At 67.4% G+C, this 13184-nt stretch carries 11 protein-coding genes and 2 rRNA genes (1 of these 13 only partly in view); 3 read left to right on the top strand and 10 right to left on the bottom strand.

Annotated elements, in window-relative coordinates:
• The first annotated feature begins 102 nt into the window (after window positions 1-102).
• The 3 genes from OG709_RS20590 to OG709_RS20580 all read left to right on the top strand — a co-directional run bounded on the left by OG709_RS20590 (window position 103) and on the right by OG709_RS20580 (window position 3626).
• The gene (locus OG709_RS20590; RefSeq protein ID WP_329167345.1) at window positions 103-1044 is read left to right on the top strand and encodes an HAD family hydrolase; all 942 of its coding nucleotides are present in this window, start codon (window positions 103-105) and stop codon (window positions 1042-1044) included.
• A gap of 385 nt (window positions 1045-1429) precedes the next feature.
• Entirely contained in the window at window positions 1430-2203 is a 774-nt protein-coding gene (locus OG709_RS20585) for an ECF subfamily RNA polymerase sigma factor, BldN family (RefSeq protein ID WP_250298889.1), read from the top strand.
• Window positions 2204-2429: 226 nt separating this feature from the next.
• The gene (locus OG709_RS20580) at window positions 2430-3626 is read left to right on the top strand and encodes a DUF5667 domain-containing protein (RefSeq protein WP_329167342.1); all 1197 of its coding nucleotides are present in this window, start codon (window positions 2430-2432) and stop codon (window positions 3624-3626) included.
• A 159-nt stretch (window positions 3627-3785) separates the two neighbouring features.
• Here OG709_RS20580 and OG709_RS20575 read toward each other — a convergent pair whose 3' ends face one another.
• The 10 genes from OG709_RS20575 to OG709_RS20530 all read right to left on the bottom strand — a co-directional run.
• Window positions 3786-4817 (bottom strand): lysophospholipid acyltransferase family protein, encoded by a 1032-nt coding sequence (locus OG709_RS20575; protein ID WP_250298885.1) that lies wholly within the window; start codon window positions 4815-4817, stop codon window positions 3786-3788.
• A 1-nt stretch (window position 4818) separates the two neighbouring features.
• Window positions 4819-5865 (bottom strand): NAD-dependent epimerase/dehydratase family protein, encoded by a 1047-nt coding sequence (locus tag OG709_RS20570; protein ID WP_250298883.1) that lies wholly within the window; start codon window positions 5863-5865, stop codon window positions 4819-4821.
• Between the two features lie 198 nt (window positions 5866-6063).
• The gene (locus tag OG709_RS20565; RefSeq protein WP_003948845.1) at window positions 6064-6162 is read right to left on the bottom strand and encodes a 30S ribosomal protein bS22; all 99 of its coding nucleotides are present in this window, start codon (window positions 6160-6162) and stop codon (window positions 6064-6066) included.
• 133 nt (window positions 6163-6295) lie between these two features.
• Window positions 6296-6505, bottom strand: coding sequence for a helix-turn-helix domain-containing protein (locus OG709_RS20560; RefSeq protein WP_250298879.1), 210 nt, complete (start codon window positions 6503-6505; stop codon window positions 6296-6298).
• A 129-nt stretch (window positions 6506-6634) separates the two neighbouring features.
• Window positions 6635-7450 (bottom strand): phosphatase, encoded by an 816-nt coding sequence (locus tag OG709_RS20555; RefSeq protein WP_250298878.1) that lies wholly within the window; start codon window positions 7448-7450, stop codon window positions 6635-6637.
• A gap of 100 nt (window positions 7451-7550) precedes the next feature.
• Entirely contained in the window at window positions 7551-8726 is a 1176-nt protein-coding gene (locus OG709_RS20550; RefSeq protein ID WP_329167337.1) for an acetoin utilization protein AcuC, read from the bottom strand.
• Window positions 8677-9918 (bottom strand): MFS transporter, encoded by a 1242-nt coding sequence (locus OG709_RS20545; RefSeq protein ID WP_250298876.1) that lies wholly within the window; start codon window positions 9916-9918, stop codon window positions 8677-8679. Before OG709_RS20545 ends, OG709_RS20550 begins: the two co-directional genes overlap by 50 nt.
• 41 nt (window positions 9919-9959) lie before the next feature.
• A complete protein-coding gene (locus tag OG709_RS20540; RefSeq protein WP_250298875.1) occupies window positions 9960-10604 on the bottom strand; it encodes an HAD family hydrolase in 645 nt (214 codons plus the stop codon).
• Window positions 10605-10672: 68 nt separating this feature from the next.
• A 5S ribosomal RNA gene (rrf, locus tag OG709_RS20535) occupies window positions 10673-10789 on the bottom strand.
• Between the two features lie 96 nt (window positions 10790-10885).
• Window positions 10886-13184 (bottom strand): 23S ribosomal RNA (locus tag OG709_RS20530) (it continues 826 nt past the right edge of the window).

Raw genomic sequence — 13184 nt, 5'->3', positions numbered from 1 at the left:
GAGTTGCGGGAAGGCGCGGGAAAACAGCTCCGCAACCCGCAGTTCACCCCGCCGCATCCCGCAGGACCCGGAACCACCAACCGGACTGGCTATGCTCACAACATGGCCGCACTGGGATGGCTCACCCCTCGTAGGCGCTCGGCAACAGCACGCAGCGTGCTGGCAGGCGAGGCCGCAGCCGAGGCAGCCCGCAAGTCCTCGCAAGAGCTGACACGGGCGGAGCCGGAACCGGAGGACAGCAAGGACCCGGAGCCCGAGTTCCCGGTCGCCGGGGACGATCTGGCCGCCGCCTTCTTCGACCTCGACAACACCGTCATGCAGGGCGCCGCGATCTTCCACTTCGGCCGCGGCCTGTACAAGCGGAAGTTCTTCCAGCGCCGCGAACTGGCCAGGTTCGCCTGGCAGCAGGCCTGGTTCCGGCTGGCGGGCGTCGAGGACCCCGAACACATGCAGGACGCCCGCGACAGCGCCCTGTCCATCGTCAAGGGCCACCGCGTCTCCGAGCTGATGTCCATCGGCGAGGAGATCTACGACGAGTACATGGCCGACCGCATCTGGCCCGGCACCCGCGCCCTCGCCCAGGCCCACCTGGACGCGGGCCAGAAGGTGTGGCTGGTCACCGCCGCCCCGGTGGAGACCGCGACGATCATCGCCCGCCGCCTCGGACTGACCGGCGCGCTCGGCACGGTCGCCGAGTCGATGGACGGGGTCTACACCGGCCGTCTCGTCGGCGAACCGCTGCACGGCCCGGCGAAGGCGGAGGCCGTACGGGCCCTCGCCGCGGCCGAAGGGCTCGACCTGGACCGCTGCGCCGCGTACAGCGACTCGCACAACGACATCCCGATGCTCTCCCTCGTCGGCCACCCGTACGCGATCAACCCCGACGCCAAGCTGGCCCGTTACGCCCGCGAGCGCGAGTGGCGGCTGCGCGACTACCGCACCGGCCGCAAGGCGGCCAAGGTCGGCATCCCGGCCGCGGCCGGGGTCGGGGCCCTCGCCGGAGGCACCGCCGCCGCGGTCGCGCTGCACCGCCGCCGCCGCTGACCCGGCGCACGGCCCTGCCCCCGGCCCCGTACGCGGCGCGAGCCGCTGTGCCCGCCCCACCGCGCCGACCCGCGCCTGCTCGCACAGTGTTCGAACTTCTCACCCCGTGCGACCGCCGCCGGTCCCGCCGTCTCCTCACAGGCACAACTGATCCCGCAATCAAGCCGATCGTGAGCCAATCCGATCAATAAGCGGTCACGAAGTGCCACTTGATTGGCCTCGTAGTCGTCACAGAAACGACGTAATCGATGATTTGAGCAACTGGGTGTAGCACTGCCTGTACGAAGCGTTATTCTCCTCAGACGCATACCGGACCCCACTCGCCATCACGTCGGGTGAAAGGTCCAGCACTGCACGTGATGGAAGCTCTGCCTCTGGGAGTCCCGTGTACCCACACGTCGGGGTTGACGCCTCGGGCCTGGCTACGCTGCGCGCAACGGTCCTTGACCAGCTGCGCGGCTTCGTCCCCACCGCGTACGCCGTCCCCGCATTTGCCACACCCGTGCCTGCCGGCCCCTGCTATGCCCTCGCCGAGGGCGGTGCGGCGGTCGGCAGACGCAGCCGTGGCGGCACCGGCACGTCCACCGCCCGTCGGCCTGCGGCCGACAGCGACAGCGCACGCATGATGGACCTCGTCGAACGCGCTCAGGCCGGCGAGGCCGACGCCTTCGGGCGCCTCTACGACCAGTACAGCGACACCGTCTACCGCTACATCTACTACCGAGTCGGCGGGAAGGCGACGGCGGAGGATCTCACCAGCGAGACCTTCCTGCGCGCCCTGCGCCGCATCTCCACCTTCACCTGGCAGGGGCGCGACTTCGGCGCCTGGCTGGTCACGATCGCCCGGAATCTGGTCGCCGACCACTTCAAGTCGAGCCGTTTCCGACTCGAAGTGACCACGGGCGAAATGCTCGACGCCAACGAGGTCGAGCGCAGTCCCGAGGACTCCGTCCTGGAGTCCCTCTCCAACGCCGCGCTCCTCGAAGCCGTGCGGAAACTCAACCCGCAGCAGCAGGAGTGCGTGACCCTGCGCTTCCTGCAAGGGCTCTCCGTCGCCGAAACGGCACGTGCGATGGGCAAGAACGAGGGCGCCATCAAGACCCTCCAGTACCGGGCCGTGCGCACTCTCGCGCGACTCCTCCCGGATGACGCGCGCTGATCACAACTCACCATCCGTGACAGGACGATGACAGCGCGACAACACCACGGTCGGCTCCTCTTCCGTCCGTAACCCAAGTGCTGTGCGGCTCGTTGAGTGGGATGCAGGCTCCCTGTGGTCACGTCACACCCGCAGGCGCTCACCCGATCGTGTGGAAGCGCTCAAGGCGTGCAACCTTCCGGACCCCGAGGGGAGTCGATCGTCATGACGAGAGGAGGTGCCGCCAGTGATCGGACAAGTTTCGGCACACCGGCGGGCGAACGCCTTCGCCCAGGCCCTGGAGGAGCAGACGCTCCAGGGCACGGCGGCCGACCAGCCCGAAGCTCCTACGAGACCGACCGCATCAGGGCAGTTGCTTGCCCTGGCGACCGGTCTCGGAGAGCTACCGAAACCGCAGCTGGACCCCGAGGTCAAAGTGGTGCAACGAGCCCAGCTCGTGGCCGCCATGGAGACGATGCTCGCGGAGGGAGGTGTGTCCGAGGGCCCTCAGGTGCCCGAACAGCGGACCGGCCGCGGCGCCCACCGGGCGTCCCCGCTCCGGAAATTGCGCCCCCGCTCCCGCTGGTCGAAGGGCCTCGCTGCGGGCGGTCTCACCGTAGGGGTGGCAGCAGGAGCCTTCAGCGGCGTCGCCGCTGCCAGCTCCGACGCCCTCCCCGGTGATTCGCTGTACGGGCTGAAGCGCGGCATGGAAGACCTCAAGCTCGGGATGGCGAACGACGATGCCGCCCGCGGTGAGATCTACCTCGACCAGGCTTCGACCCGTCTCCAGGAGGCACGCCGCCTCATGGAACGCGACCGGGCAGGTCAGCTCGACCACGAGCAACTGGGCGAAGTCAGGCGCGCGCTGAACGGCATGAACCACGACGCCGGCGAAGGCCACCGGCTGCTGCACGAGGCGTACGCGAGGAACGGCACACTCGGCCCGATCCAGACACTCTCCTCGTTCTCCCGCTCGCACCGGGAGACCTGGAGCAATCTCCGGGGACGGCTGCCGGTCCAGCTCCACGACGTGGGCAATCAGGTCAACTCGGTGTTCGACGCCATAGACCAGGAGGTCGCCCCGCTGCGGTCACAGCTGCCGCGCACCCCGGACGCCACCCGGACCCCGCAGCACCCGGGCACCTCCCGGCCGGGCAGCTCCGGGACCGACCGCCCCGGGCCCACCGCGTCCGTCCCGAACCAGCACGGTCCGGCGAGCGGCAGGCCGAAGCCGTCCAGCTCCGGCAGCGAGGCGGACCAGGGGCTGATCGGCGGAAACACCGGCGGACTGCTCGACCCGCCGAAATCCGGCAGCAGCTCGTCGGCGTCGGAGAGCTCCGGCCCGGCCGGCAGGACCGACCGGCCCGCCCCGGACGTCACCCTCCCGCCGCTGCTCCCCGGTCTCCTTCCGGGCCTCGGCATCGACGGCGAGAACGCACCGTAGGCAGGACGTACACGTACGTGAGAGTGCCGGGCCCGCTCCTCGCAGGCCCGGCACTCCCGCGTACACAGCACCGGAACGCGCACGCGGCGCCACCATCACCGGCCGGACCAACCGCCGGGACCAACAGCCCGGACCAACCGCCCGGGCCAGCAACCGGAATCAGAAGAAGACCGACCGCCGCTGCACCAGCAGCTTGTACAGGGTGTGCTGGATCTGCTCCCGCACCTGGTCCGTCAGGTTGAACATCAGCATCGGGTCCTCCGCGGCCTCGGCCGGGAACCCGTCCGTCGGAATCGGCTCGCCGAACTGGATCGTCCACTTCGTCGGAAGCGGCACCATCCCCAGCGGGCCCAGCCACGGAAACGTCGGCGTGATCGGGAAGTACGGGAAACCCAGCAGCCGCGCCGCCGTCTTCGCGTTGCCGAGCATCGGGTAGATCTCCTCGGCACCGACGATCGAGCACGGCACGATCGGCACCCCCGCCCGCAGCGCGGTCGACACGAAGCCGCCCCGCCCGAACCGCTGGAGCTTGTACCGGTCGGCGAACGGCTTGCCGATGCCCTTGAACCCCTCGGGCATCACCCCGACGACCTCACCGCGCTGCAACAGCCGCTCCGCGTCCTCCGCGCACGCCAGCGTGTGCCCGGCCTTCCTGGCCAGCTCGTTGACCACCGGCAGCATGAAGACCAGGTCGGCGGCGAGCAGCCGCAGATGGCGCTCCGCCGGGTGGTGGTCGTGCACCGCGACCTGGAGCATCAGCCCGTCGAGCGGCAGCGTCCCCGAATGGTTGGCGACGACGAGCGCCCCACCGTCCGACGGGATGTTCTCGATGCCCTTCACTTCGACTCGGAAGTACTTCTCGTACAACGGCCGGACCATCGACATCAGGACCTGGTCGGTGAGTTCCTTGTCGTAGCCGAACTCGTCGACCTCGTACTCGCCGGTGATCCGCCGCCGCAGGAACGCCAGCCCGCCCGCGATCCGCCGGTCCCAGGCGCCGGTCTCCACGTCGGTCCCGGGCTCCCGCCCAGGTGTCCCCGAGGACGGCTCAGGCCCCGTCTGCTGCTCCGGTACGGGTGCGAGCGACCCCACGGGCCTGTTCCGCGTCCCGGGCCGTTTGACTGCCTTGGCGCTCCTGGCCCGCCTCGCCCTCGGCTCGTCTCCGAAGGGGATGACCTTGGCATCGGCCATGTCAGATGCGCTCCTTGCTGACGGAGTTGGCGAACGAAGAGACCCTGTCGACCGCCTGCGCCAGCGCCCGGGGCGGCAGCAGGCCCTCCCCGCGGCTGACCGCGAAGTCCTCGAAGGTCTCGGCTGTCGAGTACCTCGGCGCGAACCCGAGCGTCTCGCGCATCTGCGCCGTGCTGACGACCCTGCCGTGGGTGAGCAGCCGGATCTGCTCCGGCGAGAAGTCGGTGACGCCGACGGCCCGCAGCGCGGAGCCGACCCAGTTCACCGCGGGCAGCAGCACCGGCACCGTCGGCCGGCCGAGCCGCCGCGAACACTGCGAGAGCGTCAGCACACCGTCGCCCGCGACATTGAAGGTGCCGCTGTTGAGCGTCCCGCGCGGCGGTTCGCCCAGTGCCAGGCGGAGTACGTCGATGACGTCGTCCTCATGGACGAACTGGAGCCGCGGGTCGTAACCGAACACGGTCGGCAGCACCGGCAGGGACAGGTACTCGGCGAGCGGTGAATCCGCGCTCGGCCCGAGGATGTTCGCGAAGCGCAGGACGCAGACGGCGACATCGGGCCTGCGACGGGCGAAGCCCCGTACGTACCCCTCGACCTCGACGGTGTCCTTCGCGAAGCCGCCACTGGGCAGCGACTTCGGGGGTGTCGTCTCGGTGAAGACGGCCGGGTCGCGGGGCGCCGACCCGTACACATTCGTACTGGACTTGACCACCAGGCGCTGTACGGACGGCGACTTCTGGCAGGCGCCGAGCAGCTGCATGGTGCCGATGACGTTGGTCTCCTTGACCGCCGTCCGGCCGCCCGCGCCCAGCGGGGTCCCCGTGACGTCCATGTGCACGACCGTGTCGACGTCGTACTCGGCGAGCAGGCGGGCGATGGCCGGCTGGCGGATGTCCGCCCGTACGAAGACGGCGTCCCCCAGCGCGTGCTCGGGCTCCACGATGTCCACCGCGATCACCCGGTCCACCTCGGCGTCGCGCTGTATGCGGCGCACCAGGCGGCTTCCGAGCTGCCGGGCCACTCCGGTGACGAGCACGACCTTGCCCAAGATCAGCGCCTTCCCATTCGGACTCCCGTACGGGCCACCGTAGCGGCTCGCTGTTGCGCTGTGATGTCCATGCGCCGCGTGACGTCACCGAAATCTATAGGACCGGCCGTCCACGTCCCGGCAACCATTCCTCCACAACGCGCCGAGGCCCCCTCACCATGTCGGTGAGAGGGCCTCAGAACCACGTACAGCTGCCGCTTACTTCTTGTTGCGACGCTGAACGCGGGTGCGCTTGAGCAGCTTGCGGTGCTTCTTCTTAGCCATCCGCTTGCGCCGCTTCTTGATAACAGAGCCCACGACTACCCTCGCTCACTTCTCTTCACTCGGTGCGGGGCGTCTGGGCCCACACGACCTACGTCGGCCTAGCCTACCTGCCGCCGAGTGAGGGACGTAATCCGAGGGGAAACCCCGGCCCCCCTGACACCTCTCCCTAGGCAGTCCGGACCCCCACGAAGGACTCACGGAGGTACTCGTGCACCGCTTGCTCCGGGACCCGGAAGGACCTGCCCACCCTGATCGCCGGCAGATGACCGCTGTGCACCAGTCGGTACACGGTCATCTTGGACACTCGCATCACCGAGGCGACTTCCGCCACGGTCAGGAACTTGACCTCGTTGAGAGGCCTCTCGCCAGCAGCCATGACCCACCTGAACCTTCCGCACCCGACGCGCCCCGGCTACCCCTTCCGGTGACTCTTCGTCGTTGTGCGCTCACTCACCAGACTAGGTGCGGGTGATACGAGTGGGGAAGAGGAGCAGCAGACGATTACCTACCGGGACAGACACGCCTGATTGAGTACATAGCGAGTGAGCGGCCGGTAGTACTCGGACCGCACCGCGTCGTCGAGCGGAACGGCGACGGACACCCGCCCCTCGGCCTCCCCGACGAACAGCGCGGGGTCGTCCGTGTCCGCCAGGCCGATCGCCTCGATCCCCAGCTGACCTGCCCCGCAGACCCACCCGTGATCTCCGACGACCAGCCCCGGCAGCCCTTCCGGCTCCCCCGCCGCGGCCTCCAGTGCGACCCGGACCGGCAGCGGCGAATGCGTGTGTGCGCCGGGCTCACTCCCCGGGACCCGCACGCCGGGTTCGCGCATCAGCGCGACGCCCCGCACATAGTCGAGACAGTACGTGCGTACGCCGAACCGGGTCGTTATGTCGACACGGCGACCCTGCGCGGGGGTGAGTACAACACATCCCGCCGCCGACAAGGCGTCTGCCAGCGCGGCGTAGAAGCCGAGCAGCCGGTGCGGATGCCCGGTCCCGAACAGCACCGCCGCCCGCCGCTCCACCGCCTCCCCGAGCCGCACGGCGAACGCGTCGAGCGCGGCCAACGTCCGCTCCGGATCGATGACATCGGACCCCGACACATACGCCGGATCGTCCGACACCCCGCACCTGTCGGCCATCAGCCGCAGCAACTCCCGCTCGTTCCAGCCCTGTTCGGGATGGAGACCGAGGGTCACCCGGGGATCCCGCGCGGCGAAGAGCCGGTAACTGCGCAGACTCACCTCGCGCGGGGTGGCCACCGGCCCGGCGAGCCTGGCCGCCAGCAGATGCGCGCGGAGGGCGCCGGTGGTCAACACCCTGCCGATGGTGCCGCACCGGGCCCCGCGTCCGGGCCGGAACCAGGGATATGCGGCACGGTTGGCGTAACCCCGGTGGCCGCCCCAACTGCCGGTCGGTCTAAGCCAGCAGCCCCCGCAGCGGGAACGCCGCACGCCGCGTGGCCAGCACCGCCTGGTCCAGCCGGTCCGCCGGGTCGTATCCCGCGTCCCACGACCGCCAGGTCACCGGCCACCGCCCGTCCGTCATCCGCGCCGGCCCCACCCCCCGGGTCCGCGCGTACACCTCGTCCCGCCAGGACGCCGGGATCACCGAATCCGGATCGACCTCCGCGTGCCCGGCGATCCCCACCAGGTGCGCCCACGATCGCGGTACGACGTCGGCCACCGCGTACCCTCCGCCGCCCAGCGCCAGCCACCGGCCGCCCTCGGCGTACTGGTGTGCCAGCTCGTGACAGGCCACCTGCACCGCCCGCTGCGCGTCCAGCGACACCGCCAGATGGGCCAGCGGATCCTCGAAGTGCGTGTCGGCGCCGTGCTGCGACACCAGCACCTGCGGCCGGAAGTCGGCCAGCAGCTCGGGCACCACCGCGTGGAAGGCCCGCAGCCATCCGGCGTCCCCGGTACCGGCGGGCAGCGCCAGGTTGACGGCCGAGCCCTCCCCCGGCCCCTCACCGGTCTCCGTCGGGAAACCGGTGCCCGGGAACAGCGTCCGGGGATGCTCGTGCAGCGACACGGTCAGTACCCGCGGATCGTCCCAGAAGGCCGCCTGGACCCCGTCTCCGTGGTGCACGTCCACATCCACGTACGCGACCCGCTCGGCGCCCAGTTCGAGCAGCCGGGCGACGGCCAGCGCCGCGTCGTTGTAGATGCAGAATCCGGAGGCCGCGCCGGGCATCGCGTGGTGCAGCCCGCCCGCGAAGTTGACGGCGTGCGCGGCGTCCCCGTGCCACACCGCCTCGGCGGCGCCCACCGACTGACCGGCGATCAGCGCGGAGACCTCGTGCATCCCGGCGAACGCCGGATCGTCGGTGGTGCCGAGCCCGTACGAGGCGTCGGCCCCGTCCGGGTCCGCCGAGGCCGCCCGCACGGCATCCACGTAGTCCGCCCGGTGCACCAGCCGCAGCGTCGACTCCCCGGCCGGTTTCGCGGCCACGACGTCGACCGCCCGGTCGAGGCCGTACGCCCGTACCAGTCCCATGGTCAGTGCGAGCCGCACCGGGTCCATCGGATGACCGGGCCCGAAGTCATACCTCGTTACTGCTTCGTCCCACATCAACAGTCCGCGCCCGCTCATGCCCGACACCGTATCGGGCGTCGCCGTTCCCGAACGAGCGGGCGTACACGAGAGTCGCGAGCACCAGCACCATCGGTACGAGCATCGCCCCGCGGTAGTTCCAGGCGTCCCCGATCGCCCCCACCAGCGGTGACCCCACCAGGAATCCCACGTAGTTGAAGATGTTCAGCCGGGCGACGGCCGCGTCGGAGGCCCCCGGGAACAGCCGCCCCGCCGCCGCGAAGGTCTGCGGCACGATCACACACAGACCGACCCCCAGCACCGTGAACCCGAGCAGACCCACCCACGGCCCGCTCGCCGCCGCCACCACGGCGAAGCCGCAGGCCGCGACGACGGACCCGAACCGCACCACGGCCACCGCCCCGAACCGCCGCACCCCGAAGTCACCGACGGCCCGGCCCAGAAGCGTGGTGACGGTGTAGACGTTGTACGGAAGGGTGGAGAGCTGCTCCGAGCTCCCCAGCACGTCCTGCAGGTACTTCGCACCCCAGTTGGAGACGGTCGAGTCCCCGATATAGGTGAAGGCCATCACCAGGCAGAGCGGCAGCAGCATCTTGAAGACGAGGGGCCCGCCCTGGGCGGCCCCACTGCCCCGGCCCGGCTCGGCGACCGGCGGCTGACCGCCGTCCCGCGCGTCCGCGTACCAGCGGCTCGCGACCAGACACGCGGGCACCAGCACCACGGTCACCGGCCAGTACGAGGTGAACAGCGACAGATGCCAGTGCGCCCCGACCCAGGCGAGCGAGGCTCCGGCGATCCCGCCGAGGCTGTACGTGGCGTGGAAGCCGAGCATGATGCTGCGGCCGTACGCCCGCTGGAGGCTGACCCCCAGCATGTTCATGGAGGCGTCCAGTGCTCCCACACCGAGTCCGAACACCCCGAGCGAGACGGCCGCCTGCCACAACTCGTCGCCGGCCGCGGCCCCGAGGAGGGCCAGCAGCACCACCGGCTGCGCCCACCGCAGCACGACGGACGGCCGCACCCGCTTCACCAGGTGCTCGGTGCCGACGCTGCCGACGCCGGCGAGGACCGGCACGGCGGCGAGGAAGACGGGAAGCAGGCCGTCGGATATCCCGTACCGGTCCTGGATGGCAGGGATCCGCGTCACCAGAAGCGCGAACGCGGCGCCCTGCGCGAAGAAGCTGAGCCCCAGGGAGACCCTGCCGTGCCGCAGGCGAGCATCTGTCGTCATGGCGGCACAGTAGGCCCCTGGCTTACCCGTGGGTAGATGGATCACGCAAGCAGTTGTGGGAGCTCCGACAACTTCGAGAAGAACCCGTTCGCTCCGGCGAGTCGCTCGGCGGGAGTCATCGCCGTAAACCCGTACACATCCATCCCCGCGGCGTGCGCGGCGGCCACACCGAGCGGACTGTCCTCGATGACGACGCACCGCTCGGGTGCGACGCCCATCTGCTGGGCGGCGTACAGGAAGAGGTCCGGCGCCGGCTTGCCCCGGCCGACGTCCTCGGAGCTGAACACCCACTCCTCCTCGAACCACTCGTCGAGCCCGGTCGCCCGGTGCCCCACTCTGATCCGCTCGTGCGTGCCGGAGGAGGCGACGCAGTACGGCACTCCCTCGGCGACCAGCTCGCCGAGCAGATCGGCCGCCCCGGCGACGGGCTTCAGTTCGCGCGCGAAGGCGGCGAAGACACGGGCGTGGAACGTCTCGTCGAAGTCCTCGGGCAGCTGCTGCCCGGTCCGCTCCTGGATGATGTCGTGCACCCGGTGCATGGCGGCACCCATGTAGTCGCGGAGCGACTCGTCGTACGTGGTGGGGTACCCCAGCTCGGTCAGGTACTCGGCGAGGATGGTGTTGGAGATCGGCTCACTGTCCACAAGGACGCCGTCGTTGTCGAAGATGACCAGGTCGTAGCGCATACCCTGACCATAAACGCAAAAATGCCTCAACCCCGAGCCAAATCGGCTCGGGGTTGAGGCTAAAAATTGTTCGGCGGCGTCCTACTCTCCCACAGGGTCCCCCCTGCAGTACCATCGGCGCTGAAAGGCTTAGCTTCCGGGTTCGGAATGTAACCGGGCGTTTCCCTAACGCTATGACCACCGAAACACTATGAAATTAACCAACACCGACTGCGTCTAATTAAAGACAGCAAACACGGCCGTTCGTTATTTCAGAACTAACACAGTGGACGCGAGCAACTGAGGACAAGCCCTCGGCCTATTAGTACCAGTCAGCTCCACCCGTTACCGGGCTTCCACATCTGGCCTATCAACCCAGTCGTCTACTGGGAGCCTTAACCCCTCAAAGGGGGTGGGAATACTCATCTCGAAGCAGGCTTCCCGCTTAGATGCTTTCAGCGGTTATCCTTTCCGAACGTAGCCAACCAGCCATGCCCTTGGCAGGACAACTGGCACACCAGAGGTTCGTCCGTCCCGGTCCTCTCGTACTAGGGACAGCCCTTCTCAATATTCCTACGCGCACAGAGGATAGGGACCGAACTGTCTCACGACGTTCTAAACCCAGCTCGCGTACCGCTTTAATGGGCGAACAGCCCAACCCTTGGGACCGACTCCAGCCCCAGGATGCGACGAGCCGACATCGAGGTGCCAAACCATCCCGTCGATATGGACTCTTGGGGAAGATCAGCCTGTTATCCCCGGGGTACCTTTTATCCGTTGAGCGACAGCGCTTCCACAAGCCACTGCCGGATCACTAGTCCCGACTTTCGTCCCTGCTCGACCCGTCGGTCTCACAGTCAAGCTCCCTTGTGCACTTACACTCAACACCTGATTGCCAACCAGGCTGAGGGAACCTTTGGGCGCCTCCGTTACTCTTTAGGAGGCAACCGCCCCAGTTAAACTACCCATCAGACACTGTCCCTGATCCGGATCACGGACCGAGGTTAGACATCCAGCACGACCAGAGTGGTATTTCAACGACGACTCCACAATCACTGGCGTGACCGCTTCAAAGTCTCCCACCTATCCTACACAAGCCGAACCGAACACCAATATCAAACTATAGTAAAGGTCCCGGGGTCTTTCCGTCCTTCTGCGCGAAACGAGCATCTTTACTCGTAGTGCAATTTCACCGGGCCTATGGTTGAGACAGTCGAGAAGTCGTTACGCCATTCGTGCAGGTCGGAACTTACCCGACAAGGAATTTCGCTACCTTAGGATGGTTATAGTTACCACCGCCGTTTACTGGCGCTTAAGTTCTCAGCTTCGCCACACCGAAATGTGACTAACCGGTCCCCTTAACGTTCCAGCACCGGGCAGGCGTCAGTCCGTATACATCGCCTTACGGCTTCGCACGGACCTGTGTTTTTAGTAAACAGTCGCTTCTCGCTGGTCTCTGCGGCCACCCCCAGCTCACCGAGTAAATCGGATCACCAAGAATGGCCCCCCTTCTCCCGAAGTTACGGGGGCATTTTGCCGAGTTCCTTAACCATAGTTCACCCGAACGCCTCGGTATTCTCTACCTGACCACCTGAGTCGGTTTAGGGTACGGGCCGCCATGAAACTCGCTAGAGGCTTTTCTCGACAGCATAGGATCATCCACTTCACCACAATCGGCTCGGCATCAGGTCTCAGACTATGTGTTACGCGGATTTGCCTACGTAACGTCCTACACCCTTACCCCGGGACAACCACCGCCCGGGCTGGACTACCTTCCTGCGTCACCCCATCGCTTACCTAGTACAGATCTGGTTCGACGGCTCCACCACTCCCCTTCACCCGAAGGATCCAGGACGGCTTCACGGCCTTAGCATCGTCTGATTCAGTATTGGGCGTTTCAAAGCGGGTACCGGAATATCAACCGGTTGTCCATCGACTACGCCTGTCGGCCTCGCCTTAGGTCCCGACTTACCCTGGGCAGATCAGCTTGACCCAGGAACCCTTAGTCAATCGGCGCACACGTTTCTCACGTGTGTATCGCTACTCATGCCTGCATTCTCACTCGTGAACCGTCCACAACTCGCTTCCGCGGCTGCTTCACCCGGCACACGACGCTCCCCTACCCATCCCAGCCCCCGTTGGGGGTATGTGCTGGAATGACACGACTTCGGCGGTACGCTTGAGCCCCGCTACATTGTCGGCGCGGAATCACTTGACCAGTGAGCTATTACGCACTCTTTCAAGGGTGGCTGCTTCTAAGCCAACCTCCTGGTTGTCTCTGCGACTCCACATCCTTTTCCACTTAGCGTACGCTTAGGGGCCTTAGTCGATGCTCTGGGCTGTTTCCCTCTCGACCATGGAGCTTATCCCCCACAGTCTCACTGCCGCGCTCTCACTTACCGGCATTCGGAGTTTGGCTAAGGTCAGTAACCCGGTAGGGCCCATCGCCTATCCAGTGCTCTACCTCCGGCAAGAAACACACGACGCTGCACCTAAATGCATTTCGGGGAGAACCAGCTATCACGGAGTTTGATTGGCCTTTCACCCCTAACCACAGGTCATCCCCCAGGTTTTCAACCCTGGTGGGTTCGGTCCTCCACG

It is taken from the genome of Streptomyces sp. NBC_01267 (assembly GCF_036241575.1).
Lineage (GTDB): Bacteria > Actinomycetota > Actinomycetes > Streptomycetales > Streptomycetaceae > Streptomyces.
This window is presented reverse-complemented; position numbering and strand designations above follow the sequence as displayed.